Source organism: Enterococcus termitis, assembly GCF_001730305.1.
GTDB lineage: Bacteria > Bacillota > Bacilli > Lactobacillales > Enterococcaceae > Enterococcus_L > Enterococcus_L termitis.
The window spans coordinates 284,418-310,773 of record NZ_MIJY01000001.1 but is presented as its reverse complement, the minus strand read 5'-3'; the positions used below and the strand labels follow the sequence as shown (position 1 = coordinate 310,773).

Below are 26,356 nucleotides of genomic sequence, written 5' to 3'. Positions count from 1 at the left end.
ATAAGTTGCCTGGCTTTTTTATATAGTAAATAGAAAAGAGGAAACTTCAATGCATTTTGATGAATACAAGGGAAAAACGATTTTCGTTACAGGTGCTGCTTCTGGAATCGGTCAAGCACAAGCAGTTGCCTTTGCCGATCAAGGAGCTAACGTGGTAGGATTCGACCTTAACGCAAATGGATTAGCGGAAACGGCAAATAGAATGAGTGAATCAGCAGGTACATTCATTAGTTGCATTGGTACTGTTACAAAAGAGGCAGATATTCTTTCAGCAGTCCAAACAGCGAACAACGATTTTGGTCCGATCGATATTTTATTAAACACAGCCGGTATTCTTGATGACTATACTCCGAGTTTAGAGACAACTGAAGATCTATGGGATCAAGTGTTAACGATAAATTTAAAAGGTATGTTTCTTGTTACGAATCAGATTCTACCTCAAATGTTAAAACAACAGCGCGGCGTCATCGTCAATATGGCATCGATCGCAGGAATGGTGGCAGGTGGTGGCGGTGCAGCATACACTGCCTCAAAACACGCGATTATCGGTTACACCAAACAATTAGATTATGACTATGTAGCCAAAGGAATTCGTGCAAATGCCATTGCTCCTGGAGCTATTCAGACGCCTATGAACGCTGCTGACTTTGCTGGTGATGGTAAAATGGCTGCATGGGTTGCAAAAGAAACGCCTGCTGGACGCTGGGCAAAACCAGAAGAAGTCGCCTCATTAAGTCTGTTTTTAGCAAGCCAGCAAGCAGACTATATTCACGGAACTGTAATGACGATCGACGGAGGTTGGCTGGCAAAATAGTGTACTTCCTTAATTGAATTCTGTTTTCTCTTTACATTCATTATTTTATTCGGTACTATAAAAAACAGTGAAGCGATTCACACTATGACACTTCAGCTGGCAACAAATAGTTGTCACTTCCTTTGGTCATAGTTACTACTAAAGCAGTTACTTCTGCTTTACAAAGGAGAATACAAATGAATAAATCAAACACACAGACAACGCCATGGTCTGCCACCTCTTTAACAAAAATGGCCTTGATTACAGCATTGTATATCGTTGTAACAATCTTTCTTGCCCCTTTTAGTTTTGGTGCCATTCAGCTTCGTTTTTCTGAATTATTTAATTACCTGTCGCTATTCAACAAGCGTTATATCTTTGCGGTAACTTTGGGTGTAGGGATTGCCAACTTGGCTTCTCCATTAGGGCTAGTAGATGTTCTTATTGGAAGCTTATCGACCTTTATTGTGTTAGTTTTCTCTTGCTATGTAAGTAAACATGTTACAGGCCTTATCAAAAAGCTAACAATAACAGCCCTCATTTTCTCTTTTTCCATGTTTACTGTGGCTGGTCAGCTCGCTTATTTTTATCAGCTGCCTTTTTTCTATACTTGGCTAACGGTTGCTTTAGGCGAACTTTTATCCATGACCGTAGGCGGTATTTTAATTTACTGGATTCATAAAAAAATAGATTTAACTAAATAAAAAGCGGGATAGAAATCTTTGATACCTTCACAAGGAAAGTTCAATGACTTCTATCTCGCTTATTTTTCTAAATAAAATTCAAAACGATTGCCGACGTATTGTGTTCGTACATATTCAAATGGGGTGCCGTCTTCAAAATAAGAGATCTGACGTAAACGTAAAATAGCATCACCACGTTTGATTTTTAAGTAGTCTGCAATTTGTTCAGAGGCTTGCATTGCTGAGATCGTTTGGTTCGCATGTCCAATTTTATTGCCGCCTTTTTCTTCTAGTGTCTTATAAAAAGAATTTGTGATCTCTGTCTTACTATAGCGATCAACTAAAGAATAAGGCACGCTTGCGACTTCAAAACAAATAGGTAAATCATCGGCAAAACGAACCCGCTCCATCCGAACGATTTGTTCATTTTCAGTGAGGTTCAATTTTTCCATCTCACTGGAACTTGGTTTGGCTACATAATAAGAAATCGTGCGGCTGGAAGGCACTCGATTTTGTGAAAGCATGATATCTGTGAAACTTGTAGTTCCAGTCATTTTTTCCTGAACTTTTTTGCGGGCAACATATGTACCTGACCCGATTTTCCGTTCCAAGATTCCTTCATCTGCCAGCGTTTGAATGGCTTGTCTCAAAGTCATTCTGCTTACTCCAAATTGTGTTGCCAATTCACGCTCTGATGGAAGCCTGTCCCCTATCTTCCAAACACCGTGTTCTATGTCATTTTTAATTTTGTCGTGGATTTGAATATAAACTGGTAAACTCGACACCATCTGATTTTCCTCCTCATTCGCTTCTTCCAATCTATTATAACTGGTATATACCTTACAAACAACTAAAAGTTCTAAAATAAGGTCGTTCGACGGTTCTCACCAAACATTTGGTATGCTTTGTCCTTTCAATCCCAGACAAAATGACCAAAAAGAATTGAATGATACGATGCTTAATGTTAATCCAGCTAAAAAATGAGAAAGGTGACAGGATATAGCTCATAATGCTATGTCTCTGCCACCTAGAATAAGAAGTCTTTATGCTTCATCATACCTAACTTCATTTGTCTTCAAATATATAATAATAAAAATACGTGTCTTCCCTTTTATGAACGTACTTTTTCTTCGTCCATCATCTTGTGTGCGGTAGCCATCATCAGTCTAATTCGGTTTAGCTGATTGACCAGTGAAACACCCGGATCATAGTCAATTGGCGCTATATTGGCTTTGGGATACTGACGTCGTAATTCTTTCGTTACACCCTTACCAACCACGTGATTAGGCAAGCATCCAAAAGGCTGCATACAGACAATATTATTTACATCTGATTTCAACAGCTCGATCATTTCTCCTGTTAAAAACCAACCTTCTCCTGTATGATTTCCGATGGAAAGAATCTTTCCAGCATCTTCCGCCAATTCATGGATAGAACTAAGTCCTTCAAAACGTTTTGAGTTTCTCAAAGCTTTATCCATTGGTTTTTCGACATATTCAATCATTCGAATCGCAAATTGAGCGAGGTTTTTACTTTGTTTTGACATGCCGAGATTTTCATATTTCCAGATTTGATTGTATAAAGAATAGTTCATAAAACCAACAATATCCGGAACAACGGCTTCAGCGCCTTCTGCTTCTAACAAACGGACAATGTCATTATTGGCAGTTGGTGAATATTTAACTAGAATCTCACCGACTACGCCTACTTTGGGCTTTTGAATATCCTTTAACGGAACCTCATCAAAGGCTTTGATGATTTTCTTCATGTTGCGGTTAAATAAAGTCAACGAGCCATTGCGAACATTTTTCGCCACTTGTTTCAACCATTTATCATGAAGAGCATCGATCATGCCAGGTTCAGTCTCATATGGACGTGTTCGGTAAACCACGCGTTCAAATAAATCTCCATATAAAAATGCGACAGCCACACGCTTCAACATCGGTAAGGTAAACTTAAATCCAGGATTTGATTCTACACCTTTATTGCCCATTGAAACAGAGACAACTGGTACTTGAGGGAAGCCTGCATCATTCAATGCTTTTCTAAGCAGCGGAATATAGTTTGTTGCCCGACAACCGCCACCAGTTTGCGTCATCATCACACTGACATGATCCAGATCGTATTCTCCGCTTTCCAATGCTTCGACTAATTGACCGATCGAAATGATTGCTGGATAACACGCATCATTATTGACATACTTCAAACCGACATTCACAGCTTCACGGTCATCTGCTGGTAAACACACCACATTATAGCCTGATGCTTTTAAGGCTTCATCAACTAAGCCTGATTGATGAATGGGGCTTAGCATTGGTAAAAGTAACGTATGTGTTCGTTTCATTTCTTTAGTAAAGACGATTTTCTCTGGTTCTTCATGTTGCAATTTAGGTTCAAAATTCATTTTTTCTCTTTCACCAACAGCAGCTTTTAGGGAACGCAGACGAATCCTGATCGCCCCTAAGTTAGAACCTTCGTCAATTTTCAAAACTGTGTAGATTTTGCCATATTGCTCCATGATTTCTTCCACTTGATCAGTCGTCACAGCATCTAGTCCACAGCCAAATGAATTGAGCTGAACCAATTCAAGGTTTTTGGATTTTGCAACAACACGAGCTGCAGCATATAAACGAGAATGATAGACCCACTGATTGACCACACGCAAATTTCCTACATCACTTAGATGAGAAATACTATCTTCTGTCAATACATGGAATCCTTCTTGAGTAATCACATCAGCGATTCCGTGGTTGATTTCTGGATCTAAATGATACGGACGACCAGATAAAACGATGCCTTTCTCGCCTTTTTGGTTCAGCATAACTAACGTTTCTTCCCCTTTAGCTCGAATCGCTTCTTTAAAAGCATCTAACTCTTCATAAGCATGGTGCAATGCTTTGGTAACTTCTTCTCCTGAAATCCCTAAATCAGCAAATGTTTCACTCAAAACTTTTGCAACAGACGCTTCATCTGCTAAATTAATAAAAGGGTTTCGATAATCAACCTTCCCCTCTCTGATATCGTCAACATTATTTCGAATCACATCCGGATAACTTTGAACAATAGGACAGTTAAAATGATTGTCTGCTTCAGCCGATTCCTGCCGTTCAAAAACGACACCAGGGTAAAAAATCATCGGTACTTGTGCATCGATCAATGCTTGAATATGTCCATGAGCGATTTTAGCTGGGTAACATGCCGTATCACTCGGAATCGTCTCCATTCCTTGCTCGTATAGTTCTTTATTTGAACGTGGCGATAATTCTACCCGAAAACCTAAATCCGTGAAAAATGTATGCCAGAGCGGATAATTTTCATACATATTCAATACTCTTGGAATACCAATACGCCCATGCTTGGCTTCTTTTTCTTTCAATGGACGATATTTGAACAATTTACGATACTTATAATCCACTAAATTAACTCTGCGGTCTTCTCTTTTAACCTTGATTCTTGCGCCTCTTTCACAGCGATTCCCTGTCACGAACTGACGACCATCTGAAAAAATCGTGACCGTCATCATACAGTTATTTTCACACAAGCCACAATGAGTAAATTCTTTATCTGCGGTAAATGTGTTTAACTCTTCTAAGCCAAGAAGTGTTGTTTCTTGACCTAATTCGTAATTTTCTAGAGCAATCAACGCTGCACCGTATGCGCCCATCAAGCCAGCAATCGATGGTCGAACAACTTCTCTTTCACTAATCATTTCAAAAGCACGTAAAACAGCTTCATTGTAAAAAGTACCACCCTGACACACGATTTTCTTGCCTAGTTCCTCTGGGCGGCGAACTTTAATTACTTTATAAATTGCATTTTTGATTACTGAATAAGACAAGCCTGCTGAAATATCTCCAACAGATGCGCCTTCTTTTTGAACTTGTTTTACTTTTGAATTCATAAATACCGTACAACGTGAACCAAGATCTACTGGTGCTTTAGAGCTCAAAGCTTCAATCGCAAAATCTTTGACATCATAGTTTAGAGACTTGGCAAACGTTTCGATAAATGAGCCACAGCCAGACGAACATGCTTCATTCAGTTGGATCGAAGATAAAACACCATCCTTGATCGTCATGGCTTTCATATCCTGACCACCGATATCCAAAATGAAATCAACACCTGGTTGAAAATGATCAGCAGCTTTGTAATGTGCCATCGTTTCGACTTCACCAATATCGACTTTTAGTGCATTTTTGATCAAATGCTCACCATAACCGGTCACTGCAGCTTTCCCGATATAAACATCCTCCGGCATTTGCTGATACAGCTCTTTTAATACTTCCATCGTCGTTTCTAAGGGCTGACCTTGGTTATTGCCATAAAATGAAAATAAAAGCTTGCCATCTTCATCGATCAAGGTGACTTTGGTTGTCGTAGATCCTGCGTCGATCCCTAAAAAGGCAACACCGTGATGATCTGATAACTGTTTTTCTTCTGCCTTCGCTTGACCATGACGGGTTCTAAATGTTTCAAGTTCTGTTTCATTTTGAAATAATGGCTCCAGTGTATCCGTCGGTTTTAATTGTTCTTGGTCTCCCTTAGTCAATCGATGGATCAATTCGGCTAGGCTCGTGGGCTTTGCTCCTTCTGAATAAATAGCGGCTCCCATCGCTACAAATAATTGTGGATTCTCAGGGAAAATGACATCTTCCGGCTGAACGTCCAACGTTTCAATAAATCGTTTTCTAAGCTCTGACATAAAGAAAAGCGGCCCGCCTAGAAAAGCAATTTTTCCTTTGATTTTTCTTCCAGCAGCTAATCCTGCAATCGTTTGATTCACTACTGCCTGAAAAATACTCGCAGCAATATCCTCTTTGGCTGCTCCTTCGTTGATCAACGGCTGAACGTCCGTCTTTGCAAACACACCGCATCTTGAAGCAATAGGATAAATCGTTTGATAGTTTTTAGCTAATTCGTTGACTCCATTTGCATCTGTTTTCAACAAGACTGCCATTTGATCAATAAATGCGCCTGTTCCACCTGCACAGCTGCCATTCATCCGCTGTTCCAATGCGCCATCAAAGAAGGTGATCTTTGCATCTTCTCCGCCTAGCTCAATGGCAACGTCTGTTTCTGGAATGATTTCTTCTACCGTTCTTGTGCAGGCAATGACTTCTTGAACAAAAGAGATATTCAAAACATCCGCAAGACCCATTCCTCCGGAACCAGTAATCGTCATAGTAATCGGCGTTTGTTCACCCAGTTCATCCATTGCCTCTGTCAAAACTTTTTCAGTTGCGGCTTTTACGTCAGAGTAGTGGCGTTCATATTTCGCAAATTTTGTCTGATTTTTTTCATCGATAATTACTAATTTCACAGTTGTTGAACCAACGTCTATTCCTGCTCTTATTGTCATTTGTTTTGTCCCCTTATTCTCCGTACCTTTTTATTTCCCAACACTTTGTTGATTATCCTACAAGGTGTCTGATATAATACTTATGTACATTTTAGAAAGATTCTAATTTATTTGCAACAAGCAAAACACCTCAATTTGTGAGATAAGCAACAAACTTCCCAAAACTGTTGATTATTTTGAAAGGAATTTTTTTATGTCGAAGAAGACTGACCTTCGGGTAAAGCGAACACACAAAATGATAATTGATGCATTCTTTCATTTAGTAGATGAAAAAGGCTATGATTGTATCACGATTCAGGATATTGCAGATGAAGCAATGATCAACCGTGCAACCTTCTATGCCCATTTTAAAGACAAACAAGACCTTTATGAACAAATTTTCGATTTTGCCATCAATGCGTTCACTTCTGTTATAGACACTGAACAAATCATTGTCAGTAACCGTATCAAGGTGAAACAAATTGAATTTCTTCTTACGCATATTTATGTAAATATTCAAGAGAACAAAAACTTTTTCCTTACAATCATGGACGGCAGTTCCAATGAACTATTGCGAAAAAAATTAGCAGAGATCATTTATGAAAAATATGCGGATATCTTTTCTAAATTGAAAATCACTGAAAATGATATCGAAGTTCCAATTGATTTTATCATCGAGTATATGACTTCAATCTTTATAGGAACGCTACATTGGTGGATCACAAGTGACACAGACATGTCGCCAAACCATTTGGCAAGGCTTGTTATTAAATTAGTTGGTAATGGACATTTGACTGTACTCGGTATCGAAATTGAAAAATAGCAGGGAATAAAAGAACTCTGCCTCCAACCGAAACAGCCGTTTGGGACAAAAATCGAACTCTAAATAAACTTGGAAACAGCAAAAAATCCACGAAAATTTGAAAAACAAATTTCGTGGATTTTTATTGTTTCTCGGAGCTAAATGCTTTTTATCTTGGCTAACTTCGATTAGCGATTTTTCGAACGCCATTTTTTTGTATGGGCAGTATCTCTTGCCGATACAACTTTGATTCCAGCAGGTTTTTCACCTTTTTTTCTTTTTGAGAAGAGATTTACTTTTACGTCGTATTTCCCTTCACTAGCTAGGTCATAAATCTTTTCAGCTGTTTCAGTTATTTTCTCTTTGATATTCACTAGATTCACTCCTCATATGTTTCTTTCACTTTATCATATATTTCTAAAAAAGAGAACAAATGTCTCTGGTATTTTTTATAAAAAAAAACAACTCCATCGAGTTGTTGAGCTAAGACTGGGGTAGCTGGATTCGAACCAACGCATGACAGAGTCAAAGTCTGTTGCCTTACCGCTTGGCGATACCCCAATAATAAAATGGAGGAAAGTGGATTCGAACCACTGAACCCTAAGGAACGGATTTACAGTCCGTCGCGTTTAGCCACTTCGCTATTCCTCCAAAAGGTTTTAGTAAAAAACCTGACTTAGTTATAATACAAAATTTCCGAGAAAATTGCAAGCATATTTTGAAAAAAAGTTGTTATTTATTTTAGTCGTTCAAATTCCATTGACGAATGATGTATTCAATTGCTTCATCTAGCGTTTTTACAGTCGCTTCATTCCGACCATCAATAACTACAGCAAACTTTTTTGATGCTTGAGATACTACTTGACCGATTTCTTTTTTACCGATCATTAAAGTATTGATCGTAGCGAGCTCTCCATTGATCTTTTTTTGACTTTCTTCTATACGTACTTCTATATCTTTATTCTTTTTAGACATTGTCATCCCTCCAAGCCTCTATGTTATCACGTTACGCAAAAAAAAGCACCTACCATTTATGATAGATGCACAATATTTTTTATCATTAGGCGCTAAATAATTGTTTTCGTTTGGTTTCACTCAAAAGCCCAAAAACAATTCCAGCGACGATCGAAACAATTCCAATGGTGATAAACAGCCATAAAAAGCTGGATAAGTATGTTTGGATAAAATCATACATGGCTTTTGACTGAATACCTAATTTTTTCAAGAATCCTTGGATTAATATCGCCACAGGAACGACGACCATCATCAATCCACTGCCAATACATATATGTGACCAATACCTTAACATTCGATGTAAATAACCTCGCAATGATGAATACAAAGACAGACTCAACAAGCCCCATAAAACACCGCAAATGACCATAAAAATCACTAATGTTGATTTATAGTTCATCACTTTTCGTCCATAAGAGACTAAAAACGGCAATTCAATATAGCCTTTATAAATCGTCACAGCATTCTCTGCTAAGTCGTTCACTGCTTGTTCTGATTCTGGTGTTATCTCTAAATTCTTTTCTTCCATATATGCAGAAATCGCTTTGGATACAGAATCATGGATTTCTTTTTCATTAGAAATTGAGTATTTTGTTCCGGTATGATACATTGCCTTGAAATAAGCATCTACATCTTTTTGGACGAGTTCTTTGCTTATTGATCGATCTAACACGCCTTCTGGAACATTACTTCCTAATGCGCTATTTTCGATTTGCCGATTGATTTCTTTCGTTAATTCTGTATAGTAATCTGCTTTAGCAGCTTGTTTTGCTATATAATTTTCACTAAAAAGAGTCAATCTCAACGTTAATAAAATCAAAAAAGCAAATAAGAAGACAGAAGATAAAAAAGCAATAAAAAAGCGCGAAAGCACCTTCATCAAATGACCACGATTTTTCATTTAATTGATTCTCCTTCTTTATGATTTCTCATCAATGATTGGACCAGATACATAATCTGCCGAAACAAATACACGCTCTGGTGTTAGCCCAATCGCATCCAGTGGATAACAGGTATATAGAATCAATGATCGTTTCGAACGGTCACCTAGCTTCGTATTGATCGATGGATCTTTGTAATTTGCAACTTTTACTTCTGTTACTTGATACGTATAATCACCATAATGCGTATGGATCTTCACTTCGTCTCCCGGCTCTAAGTAATAAATTTTACCAAAAGAAGGTAAATTATGCCCACCAATCAAGGTAGTCCCTAGATCCCCCGGAATCATGCTGCCGATATATTGACCTGCGCCTAAACGTAAAATTTCTTCACTATCTCCATAATACAATGGTTCATTAATCCCAACTTTATCAATGACCACTTCACCAAACTGATCTCCTCCGATAGGGTAGACTAAATCTGAAGAAGCTACCACATCTTTTTCAGAAGCTTGTGTCGTATTTGTTTTATTAGATTGTTGATCAGTTTCTGCGTGCTCAGATTCTGCCGTCTGATTTTTTTCTTGGCTTCTTTTGGCAAAGAGATTATTTCCCTTTTGTTCAAAAGATGGAGCGTCATTCAATGAAATCAACTCGACTGCAGAAGAAGCAAAATTAATGACAGGTGCACCAATGATATAAATGATAAGATAGCCAAAAAACATAAAGAGAAGAGGCACATAAAAAAATGCCCCTACTCTTTTCAATTTTTTCATATTAAGCTAGTTTGTTCTTTCTGCTCACAAATACTGCACCTGCTGCAGCAACAATTAATGAGACAAAAGTAATTCCGCTAAGCGCATAATTTGAACCTGTATTTTTTACTGGTGTTCCAGTGCTATAAACAGGTGCACCTTGAGTATCAGTGATCGTTACTGCAGAGTAACTTCCACCTGCACCAAATGTGATTTTCACGCCTACTGCATTTCCAGCTGCAACAACATAACTTTGCAACTGAGAAATTACATTTGCTGGCAATAATCTAAGTGCATCTCCCAATGTGTTTGCGCCAGATGAATCAACAGAAACACCTTCAACTAATGCACGAGCTGCTTGAATATTTTTAATAGCTTCATCAGCTTGAGCTTGAGTTAAGTCAACGCGTTTCAAATGATTCTCCGCAGCATTAATTTCAGCTGCACCAAAAGCGAATTTTTTCCCGCCGATTGTTGCGCCGGCATTCAATTCGTTAAGGATTGGCTGTTCTACTGCAGAAATCGCACCATCGGCTGCTGCAGGCAATGCAAAGCCTAGTACACAGATGATAGTAGCGACAAATCCGATAACTTTTTTCATTTTCATTCCTCCTATCTTATAAATTTATAATCAATTACAGTAATCTGTAATAATTATACTTCCAACAACACCTTATTATGAGGCAATAGAAAAATATTACTATCCAAAATAGAATAAATATACTATTTTTAAATAGAATCTTTACTATATAAAACTATCATACGCCTCTAAATTAGTCAATCTGTTTTCTCATAAATAAAGTTTATAGACACTCGACCTTGACGCTTTTTTATGACTTTTTAGATAATAAAACAGCTTCAAAAACATCATATCCTGCTTCTTTTAATACTTGTTCGATTTTAAGTGTTTCACGGCTTTCAATTTGAAGTTCAATGATCGTTTCCAACTCTTTACGATTTACCACAACAGTCAAAATACTAAAATCGCTATCGGCTAAAAGTTTTGTGATATTCGCTAGAATTCCTTTATGATCTTCTGGAATGCGAAGCTGAATTCTAGTTCCGCCGTCATTATAGCCTGTAATTTTTAAAAATGCATCAAAAATATCATTATTTGTAATAATGCCGACAAGCTGTTCATTGCTATCAACTACAGGCAACACGCCAATATGATTCTGTCGCATTTGATAAATACCGTCTTCTAATGACGCTTCTGGTTTAATCGTTTGTACTTTTTTTACCATAACATCAGCAACAGTCGTCTTGTTTAACAGATAATTTACTTCATACACACTAAGGCTAGTGGCTTTTGATGGCATTGCAGATTGAATCGTTCCCTCTGTAATTAATCCCACAAGATGCTCTTTTTCAACAACAGGTAAACGGTGGATATTATTTTTTTTCATTAAATCAACCGCATCGAAAATTTTCATTTCCGGTTGTGCGACAATCAAATTTTTTGTCATAAAATCGCTAACGCTCATCTTTTTTACCCTCCTAAATATGCTTTCTTGACTTCTTCACTTTCCAACAGTTCTTTTCCTGGACCACTTAAAACAACTTCTCCTGTTTCCAGCACATAGCCTCTATCTGCAATCGATAATGCCATTTTAGCATTTTGTTCAATCAGTAAGATCGTCGTTCCTTGCTTATTGATTTCTTGAATGATGTTAAAAATCTCTTGAATAAAAATAGGAGCTAATCCCATTGAAGGCTCATCTAAAAGTAATAACTTAGGTTTGGACATCAACGCTCTGCCCATCGCCAACATTTGTTGTTCACCACCCGACAACGTAGAAGCATCTTGATTTCTACGTTCCTTTAAAATCGGAAAGCGTTCAAAAATCATATCGTAGTCTTGCTTTAATTGCTTATCTTTTCTTAAAAAAGCACCCATTTCTAAATTTTCCTGAACAGTTAAGCCAGAAAAAACATGACGGCCTTCTGGAACTTGACACAAACCAGAAGCAACGATTTTTTGGGGAACTACTTTTTGAATTTCTTTTTCCTCAAACGTGATTGTGCCGTTAGATGGACGCGTTAAGCCAGAAATGGTTCTTAAAATGGTCGTCTTTCCTGCACCGTTGGCTCCAATCAAAGAGACGATTTCTCCTTGTTCCACATTAAAATTTACATCACGCACCGCTTGTATCACACCATAATGTACGGATAGATTTTTAATTGTTAACATTATAGTTCACCTCCAAGATACGCTTCGATCACTCGAGGATCATTTTTGATTTCTTCTGGATTTCCTTCTGCAATAATCCGTCCATATTCTAAAACATAGATTCGTTGACAAACATCCATTACTAAACTCATATCATGTTCGATCAATACAATCGTTAGTTGAAATTCTTTTTGAATTTTTCGAATCAGTTCAGTTAAATCTGCTGTTTCTTGTGGGTTCATTCCTGCTGCAGGCTCATCCAGAAACAATACCTTTGGCTGTGTCGCTAGCGCGCGAACGATTTCCAATCTTCTTTGTTCCCCATAAGGCAAATTTTTTGCTAAAGTCTGAACCTTATCTTCCAAGCCGAAAATAGCTAATAATTCTCGTACTTTTTTTTCCATGGTTTCTTCTTTTTTATAAAACGCCGGTAATCGTAAAATACTTGATAGAATGCCTTCTTTATTTTTGCTATTCATTGCAATCAATACGTTATCCAAAACTGTTAGATCTTTAAATAAGCGAATATTTTGAAACGTTCTGCTCAATCCCATATCAGCGATTTTGTATGGCTTCAAACCATTCAATCGTTCTTCTTTTCCCATCACATCAAGTGTTACCGAACCTTCACTTGGCTCATAAACACCTGTCAATAAGTTAAACAAAGTCGTTTTACCCGCACCATTAGGACCAATCAAACCAATCAGCTCATTGCTTTCCAATGTAAGGTTGACATTAGAAACCGCAGCAAGCCCGCCAAAGTTTTTAGTCAAATTACTAACGTTCAATAGAGGCATTTGACTTCTCCTCCTTTTGTTTGAATAATTTTTTAGCAGAAAATTCCCAAGTACCTAGAAGTCCGCCTGGTTTGAAAATCATAATAATAATCAATGCCAACGCATAAATAATCATTCGCAATGCTCCTGCATCTTGCAAGAACATATTCAAAATACCTAAAACGATTGCCGAAATAAATGTTCCAGTCACACTGCCGATTCCGCCAAATACAACAATGATCAAAATATCGATCGATTTCATGAAACCAAAATCTTTGGGTGCGATCGTTTGAACATAGCTGGAATAAATAGCGCCTGCTACACTAGCTGTCACAGCTCCAATAATGAAGGCTGCCACTTTATATTTTGTCGTGTTAACGCCCATCGATTCAGCAGCGATTTCATCTTCACGAATCGCCATCGTTGCCCGTCCAGGACCACTGTGAATAAAGTTAACGATAATCAAGGTAATGATCACAACAAAACCAAAAACCATTGGCCAACTGACCATTGGCGGGATCCCAAAAATACCAGCTGGTCCATTCGTTAGGTCATTCATGTTGATGATGATGATTCGGATAATCTCAGAAATCCCCAAGGTTGCAATAGCCAAATAATCGCCTTTCAATCTCAATGTTGGAATCCCAACAAGCAAAGCAACAATTCCTGATAGAAGGATACCTAATAAAATACCGCTAAAAAAACCGCCCATAGTTGGATACTTCACAGTCATAATCGCTGCACTATAAGCACCGATCGCCATAAAACCAGCATGACCTAAAGAAAATTGCCCAGAAAAGCCGATAATCAAGTTCAGTCCAAGCGCCAGCATGATATTAATGCCAATCATGATCAACGTATACTCAGTAAATGGTGTGATAACACCAGTGATATACAACACGTAAATAAAAGCATAAGCCACAGCAGCTATGAAAAGCCAGACAAGGTTATATTTTAAATTTTTTTTCATACTCGCTCACCTACACTTTCTCTTTGATGTTCTTGCCCAATATGCCGGCAGGACGAATCAGTAAAATAATGATCAACAATGCATAAACAACTGCATCTTTGTAATTAGAAAAGCCTAACGCAATCGTAACTGTTTCTAATAGTCCGATCACAAAGCCGCCTAGCGCAGCACCTGGAATGATACCAATTCCACCTAAAACTGCAGCAACAAATGATTTAAGTCCTGGTACCACACCCATCATTGGATCGATCGAATTATAATACAATCCGATCAGCATACCTGCTGCGGCTGCTAAAGCAGAACCTAAAGCAAAGGTAAATGAAATAGTCCGATTAACATTGATCCCCATTAACTGCGCTGCATCTGCATCAACGGAAACTGCCCGCATCGCTTTTCCCATTTTGGTTTTTTTAACAATTAGCTGCAATGCAATCATCAAGACTAAGGCAATCACTAAAATAAGAACTTGAATATTTGAAATTTGGATAAAGCCTAGCTGATAATTTTTAAATTCGATTGCTTGTGGAAAAGATTTTTTTTCTGGTCCCAACCAATAGATCATTCCGTTTTGCAGTAAGAATGAAACACCGATCGCCGTAATCAATGCGGCAATCCTCGTTGATTTTCTTAATGGACGATAGGCTAAGAACTCGATCACAACACCGATCACAGCGGCTCCTGCCATTGACAAAATCAATGCTGGGAAAAAGCCTAAGCCTAATTTATTAATAAAGAAATACCCCATAAATCCACCCAACATATAGATTTCTCCGTGGGCAAAGTTAATTAATTTAATAATACCGTAAACCATTGTATACCCTAAAGCTAATAGAGCATAAATACTTCCTAGAAAAAGCCCATTTACGAGTTGTTGGATCACTACTTCCATGTTGTTCACTTCCAATACTTTAGAATAGTTGTTTGTTCGATTAAAGAAAAAAGAGGATGGACAAAACGCAAAAACTTGTCTCACCCTCTTTGAATTTCGTATCACTATTTTTCTAAGGATTCACAGCTTCAGCAGATGTTTCTTTTCCTTCTGTCAAGCCTAATACTACTACTGATTTTTCTGGATTATGATCTTTGTCCATCGTCATTTTACCTGTAACTCCGACAAAATCTTTCAATGAAGCTAACCCTTCAGTAATATCTTTTGAATCAGCAGAATCTTTGTCTTCCATTGCTTGCTTCAACATATAAACTGAATCATAGCCTAATGCATTGAATGCTGATGGCTGTTTGCTGTATTTTTCTTTGAATGCTTTTACAAATGGTTCTACTTTGTCTGTTGCCGGTGCTTTTTCTGAGAAGTGACCTGTGTAGTACACATCAGAAACGTTTTTGGCTCCCGCGATCTCAACTAATTTTTCATCTCCGAAACCATCTGCTCCAAGAATCGGTTTGTCGATGCCCATTTCTCGTGCCTGCTTGATGATCAAGCCAGCTTCTGCATAGTAGCCTGGAATGTAGATTGCATCATAATCAAGGTCTTTGATTTTGGTTAGGATTGCTTGGAAGTCTTTGTCACCTGCAGTGAATGTTTCTTCTTTTGCGACATTTCCTTTATACGTATCTTTAAATGATTTTGTTAAGCCGATTGCATAATCACTTGAATTGTCGCCAATGATCACAACATTATCAGCTTTAAGATTATCTTGGGCAAATTTTGCTAAGATAACGCCTTGGAAGGTATCTTGGAAACACGCTCTAAAAATATATTCCTGTACTTTGTCATTTGCTACGGTGATGCTGTCATCCGTTCCTGACGGTGTAATGACTGGCACCGCTGCTTTGGTCATATTTGGAATTGTTGCTTTTGTTGCACCGGAAGTTGCTGGTCCAACGACTGCTACAACTTTATCTTTTGCTGTTAAATTGGCAGCAACAGATGTTGCTTCGCCGTTTTCAGATTTGTTGTCTTTTTCGATCAGTTCTAATTTCTTACCAAGAACACCACCGGATTCATTGATTTCTTCAACTGCCAATGTGATTCCTTCTTTTTCAGCATTCCCGTATGCTGAAACATCTCCAGAAAGCTCCATGTTCATCCCGATTTTGATCGTGTCACCTTCAACCTTATTTCCACCGCCGCTTGCGCCTCCGCCAGCTGCCGGTCCACATGCTGCTAATAAAAATAGACTAGCAAATAAAAAACTGAATTTTTTCATCTTATTTCCCCCTTGATTTTAAAAGCCATCCGAGCTTGTTCACTGTTTTAACCAAACAGTTTCTCGTAAAGCTGAGTCTATATTTCCTCTGAATAATTCTCCTTGCTTAAATAATTATTAAAGAGTATGTATACAAATATAATCAATAACAAAAGAAATGTCAATGAATTTTCAGAAAATTTCTATAATTCAAATTATTACGGTAATTTATTCATTTGCTTAATGGTTGATTTCACTTATTTTTAATAAAAAAAAGACAAAACAAGTAATCTGTTTTGCCTCCTTTTGATTCGATTCTCTCTATTGATTCTCCGTCTGATATGTCATGAAATTAGCAACTGCTCCGACTAAATTAGCATCATTGTTATACTTACAAGTTACGATGTTGGGAATAAAATCATTTAAGCCAAAGTGATCAAGTTTTTCTTTCATTCGCCGGTTGATTTCTTCCAGTAATCCTTCTTTGGCAGAAACACCTCCGCCCAGCACGATCATCTCTGGATCCATTGAAAACTGAATACTAAACAGACCTTGTGTCAAATACTCATAAAAATTATTGACCTCCTCAATAGCCAGTTCATCGCCTGCTTCTGCGAAATTAAATACTTCTTCTCCAGAAAATGTTTCTTTTGCAAGTCCTTTTCGTTTACAGTAACGCCAAGCCATCTGAACTGCTGTTCCTAAAGCACTAAATGTTTCTCCTTGATTCAAATACATCAACCCAAATTCGCCACCATAAAGATGAGCCCCTTTAGCAATCTGACCTTTATGGAAAATAGCGCCGCCAATCCCGGTACCAATCACAACAAACGCAACCTCTTGTTTGCCTTTGGCAGCTCCTTCAAAAATTTCAGCCAGCCCAGCACAATTTGCGTCATTTTCAATTGCTACAGGCACTTTGAATAGCTGTTTCAATTCGTCAAAGATATCAAATCCATGAATGTAAGGAATTGCTGAAATTCCGTTAATCATTTGCTTTTCAACATCAACTACTCCTGGGGCACTCACAGCGATACCATCCACTTGTGTTTTTGTCTCATTAAACACCGAAAATAAAGACGCTTTCATTTCTTCCCAGGTTTTTGGTGTGGTGAATTTTCCTTTGTTGATGATTTCTTGACCATTCCATATACCGTGTTTTACTGCTGAACCACCAAAATCAAATGCTAAAATTGCCATCTTCTACAACACCCCATATTTATTTTTTCTTGTTCCTTCTATAATTGTACGGACCATGATATTCTTGATCCGGATTTCTTTTTAAGCTAAACTTTAATGGTACGTAGTCAATGCCGCCTTTAGTCAACGGATGACAACGAAAAAATCGAGCTGTCCCCATCGTTACACCTTTAATTGTTCCATGCGTTTGGATCGCATCGATCATATATTGGGAACAAGTTGGATGATAACGACAGCTTGGCGGCAGCCCCGGTGAAATATATCGCTGATAAAAACGCACCATTCCTACAAAAACATTGCTTGCCATTGTGTCCCTCTTTTCTCTATCCGCAAAAACTATACCTTTTTTTGTCAGCGAATGCAAGTTTACTGGAATAAAATAAAAGCATTTTTAAACAACTTGTTTTTTGCTGAAAAAGAAAACTATTCAAACTATCAAAAGGGTGCTAAAATAAGAACACATAAGTTACTAACAATGAAATGGAGCGAATCAACTATGGGCTTAAAATTTGAACGTACAAACGATCTAGATAAATTATTCGATTCTTTTGCTGTGGATCCTAAAAAAATCGAAATGCCGAAAGAAGAATTAGAAAAACAAGCGGCAAAAGCTGAACAAAAAGAAGAAAAGAAAAAAGAGCAATAAAAAAACTTTGACTTCTCGAAAGAGTTGTCAAAGTTTTTTTTATAAATATTTTTCGATTGCCTGCCAAGCTTCTTCTTTTCCTTCTTTTGTTTGCGAAGAAAAAAGAATAAAATCATCAGACTTATCAAAATCCAGCGCCTTTTTGATGATGCTTTCATGTTTGTTCCATTTACCACGAGGGATTTTGTCTTTCTTTGTTGCAACGACAATTACAGGGATCTCGTAGTATTTTAAAAATTCATACATTTGAATATCTTCCTGTGTGGGCGCATGCCGTAAATCAACTAAAGAGACAACCGCTTTTAGTTGTTTTCTTGTTGTCATATATGTTTCGATCATTTCGCCCCATTTTGCCCGCTCAGTTTTAGATACTTTCGCGTAACCGTAACCAGGAACATCGACAAAGTGTAATGCATCTTCAATCAGATAAAAATTTAACGTCTGAGTTTTTCCTGGTTTTCCAGAAGTTCTAGCTAAATTTTTTCGATTGATCAAGGTATTGATGAATGATGATTTCCCCACATTTGAACGTCCCGCCAAAGCGATTTCCGGCAAGTCTGTTTCTGGGTATTGCTTTGGTGAAACAGCACTGATAATTATTTCTGCATTATGAACCTTCATTATATTGACCTCCTTACGTAAAGAGACTGAGACGGAAGTTTAGCTCCGAGGTTCTTCGAATGAGCTGCTTCCGTCTCGCCATATAAACACCGCTAACTGTTTTTGTCTATGACAGTATTAGCCTGCTTTTTTATCTTTTTTATCGTAAATGATCGCAGGTTTTCCTGTGCCATCTACTGCCATTTCTGTGATAATCACTTTTTCGATCGTATCATCAGACGGCACTTCAAACATCACATCCATCATGATCTCTTCAATGATCGAACGTAGGCCACGTGCTCCTGTATTACGTTCGATTGCTTTGTTTGCAATTGCACGTAAAGCCTCTGATTCAAATTCCAATTCGGTATCATCTAAAGATAATAATTTTTGGTATTGTTTGACTAATGCATTTTTTGGTTCTGTCAAAATACGTACCAAGTCATCGGTTGTTAGTTTTTCTAACGCTGCAGTAACTGGTAAACGTCCAATAAACTCAGGAATCAATCCGAATTTCAATAGATCTTCAGGAATGATTTGCTGCATGATGCTTTCGTTTTCGTTGACTTTGCTATTGTTTGTACCAAAACCAATCGTTTTTTCACCTAAACGGTTTTTAACGATATTTTCAATCCCATCGAAGGCTCCGCCCACGATAAACAACACGTTCGTCGTATCGATTTGGATAAACTCTTGATGTGGATGTTTGCGTCCTCCTTGAGGCGGTACACTAGCCACAGTTCCTTCCAAAATTTTAAGCAAGGCTTGTTGAACACCTTCACCAGAGACGTCTCGTGTAATCGAAACATTCTCACTCTTACGTGCGATTTTATCGATTTCATCGATATAGATGATTCCCTTTTCAGCACGTTCGACATTGAAGTCAGCAGATTGTAATAGTTTCAGTAGAATATTTTCTACGTCTTCTCCCACATATCCTGCTTCAGTCAAACTTGTTGCATCTGCAATCGCAAATGGTACATTTAATGTTCTAGCCAATGTTTGGGCTAAAAATGTTTTCCCAGAACCCGTTGGGCCAATTAAACAAATATTGCTCTTTTGTAATTCTACATCTTCAGAGCTTGAATTTTCTGATTGATTTACACGTTTATAGTGATTATAGACAGCAACTGCCAATGAACGCTTGGCCTGATCTTGTCCAATTACATATTCGTTTAAGACATCCAAAATTTCTTGAGGTTTTGGGACATCAGTTAATTCACGTACGGCTTCATCGTAAAATTCTTCATCAATAATCTCTTTACATAAGTCGATACATTCGTTACAAATATAAACACCCGGTCCAGCGACGATCTTTTTCACTTCTTCTTGTGTTTTACCACAGAAAGAACAGCGAACTGCACCATTGTTATTTGTGTTATCGTACATGCATGTCACCCCTCTAAATTAAAAATGACTGTCCATACAGTCTTAGAATATAATAGCACAAAACAAGTGAAAATGCGAACGTTGGATTTGTAAAGATTTTATAAATAAAGGAATTCTTATGTTATACTGAAATAGAAAAAATGATTCGCTGTTTCTTTGCTGAACAGCAGTAAAAATGGAGGGAATTTCATGCTGGAACACATTTTATTAGGGACATATACTCGCCGAGTGAGTAAGGGGATTTATCAAATCGCTCTGGATACTGAAAAAGAACAACTCTCTGAAGCTACTTTAGTAGTAGAAGAAACGAGTCCAACCTACTTGGCAGTCGACGAAAAAGGAGCTCTTTTCAATGTCACATCAGTTGATGGAGAGGGCGGAATGGCCGCTTACTCAGCAAAAGATGGACATTTTGACTTGATCAATAAAGTAACAGAAGCAGGCGCTCCTCCTTGTTATGTCGCAGTTGATGAAGAAAAACAATTAGTTTTTGGTGCAAACTACCATCAAGGAATCGTTCACGTTTACCGTATTTTAGCTGACGGCAGCTTAGTAGATGCAGATAAGATCGTTCATGACGAAGCAACAGGTCCTCATGAAAATCAAGACAATGCCCATGTTCATTACACTGATTTAACGCCTGATCGTCGTTTAGTCGTTTGTGATCTTGGAACAGACCGTGTTTATACGTATGATGTCAGCGCAGAAGGCAAATTATCAGAAATCGCCCAATATGTTGCAGAACCTGGAACCGGTCCTCGTCATCTAGTCTTCCATCCAAATAATCAAATTGCTTATCTTTTTGGTGAACTAGATAGTACAGTAACTGTTTTAGCGTACAACGCAGAAGATGGTTCTTTCGAACAAGTTCAAAAAGTATCCACATTGCCAGAGGGATTCAACGAGTTCAACGGTGGTGCAGCAATTCGTATTTCTGCTGATGGTCGCTTTGTTTATGCTTCCAATCGTGGCCATGATTCAATAGCTGTCTATGCTGTTGCAAAAGACGGCCGTAGTATTGAACGAGTGCAATTGATTTCAACAGAAGGTGAAATTCCTAGAGATTTTGATTTAGATCCTTCTGGTAAGTTTGTTGTAGCAGCAAATCAAAATACGGATAACTTAACACTTTACCGTCGTGATGAGGAAACAGGTCTTTTAGAAATGATTCAAAAAGATGTTTATGCACCTGAGTGTGTCTGTGTTTATTTTAAATAATAATAGTTGAGAAAAAAAGATGGACTAGAGCGTTGTGCGCTTTTGATCCATCTTTTTTCTTTATTGTTCATAGGTACGAACCTCTGCTTTAGATTCTTGAATCATCTCCAAGGTTCGGTCAAAATTACGTGAGGCGTATGCATAGAACAACACATCAACAACAATGAATTGATCATGCAGCGACGTAGTTGCAGCACTTCTAAGAACGGCTTCATTTGAACGTACTGTTTGTAGTGAATAGGCCACTTTGTTCGTCAAGGTATTATTGCCGAATTGAGAAAGACCGATCGTTTTTAACTGATGCTTTTGCGCCACATCGACTAAACGTAAAACTTCTTTCGTTTCTCCAGAATGAGAAATACAGAAAAAAAGGGCTTCTTTAGGCGCTGACACTAAAATAGTGACTAAAACATGTGAGTCTTGTACACAAACCACCGTTTTGCCAATACGATTCCATTTTTGTGCAATGTTTTCTGCTACCAAATATGAAGCGCCAATGCCAAAAACATAAATAATCGGAGCAGCGAGTAGTAGATCAACAATCGTTTCTACACGTTCTTCATTCAATAATGCAACTGTTTCCTGCATTGATTGATAGGCATTGCCTAATAATTTCGACTTGATCTCATCGACAGACTCATTTGCCGTAATATCAGAATAGCCTTCGTAAACAGGAACTTCGATTTCTGCTGACAAACGGACTTTTAATTGAGTAAAGCTCGGTACATCGATTTTCTTACAAAAACGAATAACTGTTGCCGGGCTCGTTCCAGCATGATTCGCTAATTCTGCGGCTGTCATATCAATGACCTTTGAAGGGTCTTGTAAGATCGTATTGCCAATTTTCTGCTCTGATTTTGGCAGCGTATCTAGTATGCTGATAATTCTACCTTGAATATTTTCACCACTCATTGGCTACCCTCCTTTTTATTATGTACATTAAGGCGAATTCATTAGATTCGCCCATATTTTTAATAGTAAGTAATACTTCCAAGCGGGACAGCTCTTTTTGCACCTGTTGCACTTGGTACATTTCCAATACTGTGCTGGATCGTTTGATTTGCCAAAACAGCCATTGAGATCGCTTCTTTTGCTTCAGATGAAAATCCAATCTCTTCTTGAATCAATACAGAAACTTCCGGCAGCTCTCTTTTTATCATTGAAAGTAAGGTTGGATTGTAGCTCCCTCCCCCACCAATAATCAATTCAGTCTGACCGTGAATAAACGGTCGAATAGCAAAGGCAATAGATTTTGCGGTAAACATCGTCGCCGTTGCTAGAAAATCCTGAGGGGTTAATGTCCATTTTTCCAGCAACGAAGCCGTAAATTGCTTTCCAAAGTCTTCACGTCCTGTTGTTTTAGGATATGGCTTTTTAATATAGGGATGTGCCATCAATTCATCCAACAACGCTTGATCCACTGTCCCCTGCGCTGCGTAAAAACCATTTTCATCATATTCCTGATTAAAAAAATGAACGCACAATTCATTCATGATAACATTTCCTGGTCCAGTGTCAAAAGCAATCATATCTGCTAATTTGCCAGATTTAGGAAGTACAGTGACATTCCCGATACCGCCGATATTTTGCAGTAGTCTTGTGACGCCCTTTTTCTGATACAACACGTATTCTGAATAAGGAACAATCGGCGCTCCCTGACCACCAACTGCCATATCTCGTTCTCTAAAATTCGAAACAACTGTGGTTTTTATCCGTTCACAGATGACTGCTGGATCGCCAATTTGCAAGGTCGAAGCCACAAAGGGCTTTCTCTCAACTGGAATATGAAACAACGTTTGACCATGACTGCCAACAAACGCTACATCTTCACTATTGATTCCTGCTTTTTTACAAACGTTTAAAACGGCTTGGGCAAATAGCTCGCCTAATTCAACGTTCAATGAACAGATTTTTTCAACATCTGACTTTTCTAGTGATAAGGCTTCTCGAATTTTTTGCAAAGTTGTCTCTTTGAATGGGAGAGTCGAAAACTCCAGCAAATTGACTTTTGTCATTTCGTCCTTGCCGCTGATATCTACCAAAGCGACATCGATACCATCTAAAGATGTTCCGGACATTACGCCCACTGCATAAACCATTTTAGTCTCCTCTATTATACTGTTTTTATTTTTGACTGTCTGCATTCTCTTTTAGATGTACTTCATGAAAGCCAAACTTCTGCCACGGTCTTAAATAAGGCAACAACACTTGATCCGCTGTCGTAATTTTCCCAACAACATTTGACTTTCCAGAGTTTTCCATCGGCAATAACGCCACTTGCAGTTCCCCTGCATAATGTGCATATAAAGACGTTTCAATAATAATGTCTCCTATTTCCATGTCAACAGTGTTGAACGGAGTAAACGCATGCCCTTTATATTTTACCCGACTTTGTGTAGAGCGAACAACATAATCAGAAACATCCCCGCGATTAAAATGAAACTCTTCCAATATAATTTTTCGTTCTGTCTCAGGTGTCGCTTCTTCAATTACGCAGTCAAATGTCAAACGGTAAGGATCTAATTCACTTAGTGCCTTTAGTTCCTCCTCAGAAGCAAAAGCATTCGCTATGATCACATCATCGATCAAATTGGTCGCCCATGAATGTTTTGCTTGTGTGGTGATCGGCCAGTTTCGATGCAGTTCTAACGTACACAAGCCTTCTTCTACAGGCCACGGCCCAATTTTAGCTGTAGGAGAATTGATAAACGCTGCCGTCCTGATGCCTTGCTCTTTGTAATCCGCTGTCGTTTTTATAAAATGTTCATAGCTTAAACCGGTGTATCGATGAGGATAGAAATTATGACAGCCTAAAAGTTTATCCGCATTCGCTTGGTAACTTAAAATATTTTCTAAGTAACGTGTTCCTGAACTAATGTTTAACTCGATCGCTAAGTCCTGGGGATTGAAACTCATAATAGATTCTTCATTCCCTGTGAATCCCATGTCTAAACGAATTCCATCCGCACCTAATTCTTTAAAAAAAGATAAATCGTCATAACTGATTCCAAGTTCATTAAACACTTTCGGACTCACATCAGCAATAACTTCCATTCCTAACGATTTGCCAAAATAAATCGTTTCTCTGAATGCTGCGACAATCTCATCTTTACCTTCATCAACAGACAAGAGACAAATAAAAACTCGTTTAAAATTATATGTTGCAGCCAACGCCATATAGGCTTTGATTTCTTTGACACTACTATGATTGGGGTAAACTGAAATTCCTAGTTTTCTCATGTATTTTGCTCCATTTCATGTTTCAATTTTGTTGGCTTCTTTGTTCAGCTGCCAAACGACTGCTTTCGAAAAAGACCACAGCCAGAACACCGCTTATCCCATAGATGACTTGTCTGATCCCTTGAGGCATATTTGGAAACATTAAGCTTGGGATCAACGCAATCAAAAAGACTAGGCAACCGATCAGCCAACGATTAGGCAACCATTTTTTCTTCTTTAAATAATGTGTAAGCACGATACCAATAACAATAAAAACAAGACTAGTCACTAGAAACAAAATTTTTGTCATCTGTCTTTTCCTCCTCCAATCACCATCAAAACGAGTAACTGGAAATCTAATGAATGATAGTTTCATTTTGATCGCCAGTTACATTTCGTTCATTTATTCTCCTAAAGCATGTTCTTTCTCTAATTCGTTATTGTCATAAATTTTCACGAATGGATAATAAATCACCACTGAGATAGCGATTAGTATAATATTTAAAACAGCTGCCCGCCAGTCTCCACCCGTTGCTAAATAGGCGCCGATTGGACCAGGGCGTGTCCATGGTGCTGTAAAGATCACCCGATTAACTAAGCCTAATTGTGTGGCAAACCAAGCAATCGTTGCTGTGACCATTGGTGTTAAAATAAATGGAATGATCAAAATCGGATTTAATACGATCGGCGTTCCGAAAATCAATGGTTCATTGATATTAAAAATCGCTGGTGCTAATGTTGCTTTTCCTAATTTTGATGCAAATTGTGATTTCGTTTTAAATGCAAGTAACAGTGCCAAACCGATCGTACAACCAGAACCACCGATCCAGATAAACCATTGGTAAAATGGTTCTGCTGCAATACTTGGCAATTCTTTACCAGCGGCCATCGCAGCTGTATTTCCATCTAACAGTTGCAGCCATAGTGGACGAGCTAATGAGCCAACGATCGATACTCCATGGATCCCAAACGACCAAAAGAACGTAATCAAGAAAATCAATAACAACACGCTTGGTAAACTATCCGCAGCACTAACTAAAGGGCTTACAATTTTTGAAATCGTTGAATGCCAGTCAAAGCCTACAAAGTACGTCAATGTGGAAATTCCTAAAATAACGATCAAGGTGGGCGTCAATGTTTCAAAAGAGCGAGCCACTGCTGGTGGTACTTGCTCTGGCATCGTGATTTTAAATTTTGATTTGTCTGTCAGACGATAAATTTCTACAGCCAAAATCGATGTAATGATCCCTACAAACATTCCACCGCCGCCTAAATTGGCCATCGGTAAAACAAAGCCGGCAGTTCCTGCAGCATCTAATGCTTCAGCTGGAATGTTTACTGGAACAAATGTTAGTAAAAATGCGATTGTGGATAAAATACCACCAGAAATCACATCTAAGTTATAGGTTTTAGATAGACTTGCACCAATCCCAAATGTTGCATAAAGTGTCATGATATACATCGTCATTCGATAGGGCAACAAAATCGTTGCTGCATTTGACGTTAAAAATTGCGTCACTCCCCAACTTGCAGGTAATGGTGGAAATGCGATAATCAAGAAAAATGACCCAATGATGATCAATGGCAAGGTTGCAATGATTCCGTCTCTTATTGCCCGTAAATGCCGCTGATTTGCCAATTTAGCCATTGGTCCAGCTAAATGAACTTCAATAAACTCAGTAAATTTTTTCACTATTTTCATCTCCTATATTGCATTATAATAATTTATAAACCCCTTACATAAAGCCCTTACAA

At 38.1% G+C, this 26,356-nt stretch carries 27 protein-coding genes and 2 tRNA genes; 5 read left to right on the top strand and 24 right to left on the bottom strand.

Translation table 11 applies throughout. The features are described from left to right. Window positions 1-49 precede the first annotated feature (49 nt). Together BCR25_RS01490 and BCR25_RS01485 are read left to right on the top strand one after the other, a co-directional pair. Window positions 50-814 carry a 3-oxoacyl-ACP reductase gene (locus BCR25_RS01490; RefSeq protein ID WP_069661829.1) on the top strand — a complete coding sequence of 255 codons (765 nt, stop codon included), beginning with the start codon at window positions 50-52 and terminating at the stop codon, window positions 812-814. A 176-nt stretch (window positions 815-990) separates the two neighbouring features. After that, the gene (locus BCR25_RS01485; RefSeq protein ID WP_069661828.1) at window positions 991-1,497 is read left to right on the top strand and encodes a QueT transporter family protein; all 507 of its coding nucleotides are present in this window, start codon (window positions 991-993) and stop codon (window positions 1,495-1,497) included. Between the two features lie 59 nt (window positions 1,498-1,556). Here BCR25_RS01485 and BCR25_RS01480 read toward each other — a convergent pair whose 3' ends face one another. Together BCR25_RS01480 and BCR25_RS01475 are read right to left on the bottom strand one after the other, a co-directional pair. Next, window positions 1,557-2,264, bottom strand: coding sequence for a GntR family transcriptional regulator (locus tag BCR25_RS01480; protein ID WP_069661827.1), 708 nt, complete (start codon window positions 2,262-2,264; stop codon window positions 1,557-1,559). A 323-nt stretch (window positions 2,265-2,587) separates the two neighbouring features. Continuing rightward, window positions 2,588-6,835: a 2-hydroxyacyl-CoA dehydratase gene (locus tag BCR25_RS01475; RefSeq protein WP_069661826.1), complete on the bottom strand. Its 4,248-nt coding sequence runs from the start codon at window positions 6,833-6,835 to the stop codon at window positions 2,588-2,590. 193 nt (window positions 6,836-7,028) lie between these two features. Here BCR25_RS01475 and BCR25_RS01470 point away from each other — a divergent pair, with 193 nt between their 5' ends. Beyond that, entirely contained in the window at window positions 7,029-7,637 is a 609-nt protein-coding gene (locus tag BCR25_RS01470; RefSeq protein WP_069661825.1) for a TetR/AcrR family transcriptional regulator, read from the top strand. Between the two features lie 167 nt (window positions 7,638-7,804). Here BCR25_RS01470 and BCR25_RS01465 read toward each other — a convergent pair whose 3' ends face one another. From BCR25_RS01465 to yidD, 15 genes are all read right to left on the bottom strand, one after another. Then, on the bottom strand, window positions 7,805-7,990 hold the full coding sequence (locus BCR25_RS01465) for a hypothetical protein (protein WP_069661824.1): 186 nt from the start codon (window positions 7,988-7,990) through the stop codon (window positions 7,805-7,807). 115 nt (window positions 7,991-8,105) lie between these two features. After that, window positions 8,106-8,177: transfer RNA gene (locus BCR25_RS01460), tRNA-Gln, on the bottom strand. Between the two features lie 9 nt (window positions 8,178-8,186). Further along, window positions 8,187-8,267 (bottom strand) — tRNA-Tyr (locus BCR25_RS01455). 90 nt (window positions 8,268-8,357) lie between these two features. After that, window positions 8,358-8,591, bottom strand: a complete 234-nt coding sequence (locus BCR25_RS01450; protein WP_069661823.1) for a DUF2969 domain-containing protein — start codon at window positions 8,589-8,591, stop codon at window positions 8,358-8,360. A gap of 85 nt (window positions 8,592-8,676) precedes the next feature. Continuing rightward, a complete protein-coding gene (locus BCR25_RS01445) occupies window positions 8,677-9,531 on the bottom strand; it encodes a hypothetical protein (protein WP_069661822.1) in 855 nt (284 codons plus the stop codon). A gap of 18 nt (window positions 9,532-9,549) precedes the next feature. Beyond that, window positions 9,550-10,287, bottom strand: a complete 738-nt coding sequence (locus BCR25_RS01440) for a class D sortase (protein WP_069661821.1) — start codon at window positions 10,285-10,287, stop codon at window positions 9,550-9,552. A 1-nt stretch (window position 10,288) separates the two neighbouring features. After that, window positions 10,289-10,867, bottom strand: coding sequence for a hypothetical protein (locus BCR25_RS01435; RefSeq protein WP_069661820.1), 579 nt, complete (start codon window positions 10,865-10,867; stop codon window positions 10,289-10,291). Window positions 10,868-11,096: 229 nt separating this feature from the next. Beyond that, entirely contained in the window at window positions 11,097-11,750 is a 654-nt protein-coding gene (locus BCR25_RS01430) for a CBS and ACT domain-containing protein (protein ID WP_069661819.1), read from the bottom strand. Between the two features lie 5 nt (window positions 11,751-11,755). Further along, a complete protein-coding gene (locus tag BCR25_RS01425; RefSeq protein ID WP_069661818.1) occupies window positions 11,756-12,457 on the bottom strand; it encodes an ABC transporter ATP-binding protein in 702 nt (233 codons plus the stop codon). Continuing rightward, window positions 12,457-13,233, bottom strand: coding sequence for an ABC transporter ATP-binding protein (locus BCR25_RS01420; protein WP_069661817.1), 777 nt, complete (start codon window positions 13,231-13,233; stop codon window positions 12,457-12,459). Before BCR25_RS01420 ends, BCR25_RS01425 begins: the two co-directional genes overlap by 1 nt. Next, entirely contained in the window at window positions 13,214-14,182 is a 969-nt protein-coding gene (locus BCR25_RS01415) for a branched-chain amino acid ABC transporter permease (protein ID WP_069661816.1), read from the bottom strand. Before BCR25_RS01415 ends, BCR25_RS01420 begins: the two co-directional genes overlap by 20 nt. Before the next feature lie 10 nt (window positions 14,183-14,192). Then, window positions 14,193-15,071 carry a branched-chain amino acid ABC transporter permease gene (locus tag BCR25_RS01410; RefSeq protein ID WP_069661815.1) on the bottom strand — a complete coding sequence of 293 codons (879 nt, stop codon included), beginning with the start codon at window positions 15,069-15,071 and terminating at the stop codon, window positions 14,193-14,195. Between the two features lie 112 nt (window positions 15,072-15,183). Then, window positions 15,184-16,350: an ABC transporter substrate-binding protein gene (locus BCR25_RS01405; protein WP_069661814.1), complete on the bottom strand. Its 1,167-nt coding sequence runs from the start codon at window positions 16,348-16,350 to the stop codon at window positions 15,184-15,186. Window positions 16,351-16,650: 300 nt separating this feature from the next. Further along, on the bottom strand, window positions 16,651-17,529 hold the full coding sequence (locus tag BCR25_RS01400; RefSeq protein ID WP_069661813.1) for an ROK family protein: 879 nt from the start codon (window positions 17,527-17,529) through the stop codon (window positions 16,651-16,653). 19 nt (window positions 17,530-17,548) lie between these two features. After that, window positions 17,549-17,836 carry a membrane protein insertion efficiency factor YidD gene (gene yidD, locus BCR25_RS01395; protein WP_069661812.1) on the bottom strand — a complete coding sequence of 96 codons (288 nt, stop codon included), beginning with the start codon at window positions 17,834-17,836 and terminating at the stop codon, window positions 17,549-17,551. Between the two features lie 189 nt (window positions 17,837-18,025). Here yidD and BCR25_RS20270 point away from each other — a divergent pair, with 189 nt between their 5' ends. Further along, on the top strand, window positions 18,026-18,175 hold the full coding sequence (locus BCR25_RS20270; protein ID WP_169818972.1) for an SPJ_0845 family protein: 150 nt from the start codon (window positions 18,026-18,028) through the stop codon (window positions 18,173-18,175). A gap of 39 nt (window positions 18,176-18,214) precedes the next feature. Here BCR25_RS20270 and yihA read toward each other — a convergent pair whose 3' ends face one another. Together yihA and clpX are read right to left on the bottom strand one after the other, a co-directional pair. Further along, a complete protein-coding gene (yihA, locus tag BCR25_RS01390) occupies window positions 18,215-18,796 on the bottom strand; it encodes a ribosome biogenesis GTP-binding protein YihA/YsxC (protein ID WP_069661811.1) in 582 nt (193 codons plus the stop codon). Window positions 18,797-18,913: 117 nt separating this feature from the next. Beyond that, window positions 18,914-20,164, bottom strand: a complete 1,251-nt coding sequence (gene clpX / locus BCR25_RS01385; RefSeq protein WP_069661810.1) for an ATP-dependent Clp protease ATP-binding subunit ClpX — start codon at window positions 20,162-20,164, stop codon at window positions 18,914-18,916. Window positions 20,165-20,353: 189 nt separating this feature from the next. Between clpX and BCR25_RS01380 the strand changes: the two genes are divergently transcribed. Next, the gene (locus BCR25_RS01380; RefSeq protein WP_069661809.1) at window positions 20,354-21,382 is read left to right on the top strand and encodes a lactonase family protein; all 1,029 of its coding nucleotides are present in this window, start codon (window positions 20,354-20,356) and stop codon (window positions 21,380-21,382) included. Between the two features lie 60 nt (window positions 21,383-21,442). On the opposite strand, the gene BCR25_RS01375 is transcribed toward BCR25_RS01380, so the two are convergent. From BCR25_RS01375 to BCR25_RS01355, 5 genes are all read right to left on the bottom strand, one after another. Continuing rightward, window positions 21,443-22,294 (bottom strand): MurR/RpiR family transcriptional regulator, encoded by an 852-nt coding sequence (locus BCR25_RS01375; RefSeq protein ID WP_069661808.1) that lies wholly within the window; start codon window positions 22,292-22,294, stop codon window positions 21,443-21,445. A gap of 59 nt (window positions 22,295-22,353) precedes the next feature. Next, the gene (anmK, locus tag BCR25_RS01370; protein WP_069661807.1) at window positions 22,354-23,481 is read right to left on the bottom strand and encodes an anhydro-N-acetylmuramic acid kinase AnmK; all 1,128 of its coding nucleotides are present in this window, start codon (window positions 23,479-23,481) and stop codon (window positions 22,354-22,356) included. Window positions 23,482-23,506: 25 nt separating this feature from the next. Then, a complete protein-coding gene (locus BCR25_RS01365) occupies window positions 23,507-24,622 on the bottom strand; it encodes a DUF871 domain-containing protein (RefSeq protein WP_069661806.1) in 1,116 nt (371 codons plus the stop codon). A gap of 22 nt (window positions 24,623-24,644) precedes the next feature. Next, window positions 24,645-24,911, bottom strand: a complete 267-nt coding sequence (locus BCR25_RS01360) for a hypothetical protein (protein WP_069661805.1) — start codon at window positions 24,909-24,911, stop codon at window positions 24,645-24,647. Between the two features lie 93 nt (window positions 24,912-25,004). After that, window positions 25,005-26,303, bottom strand: coding sequence for a PTS sugar transporter subunit IIC (locus tag BCR25_RS01355; protein ID WP_379974915.1), 1,299 nt, complete (start codon window positions 26,301-26,303; stop codon window positions 25,005-25,007). Window positions 26,304-26,356 lie beyond the last annotated feature (53 nt).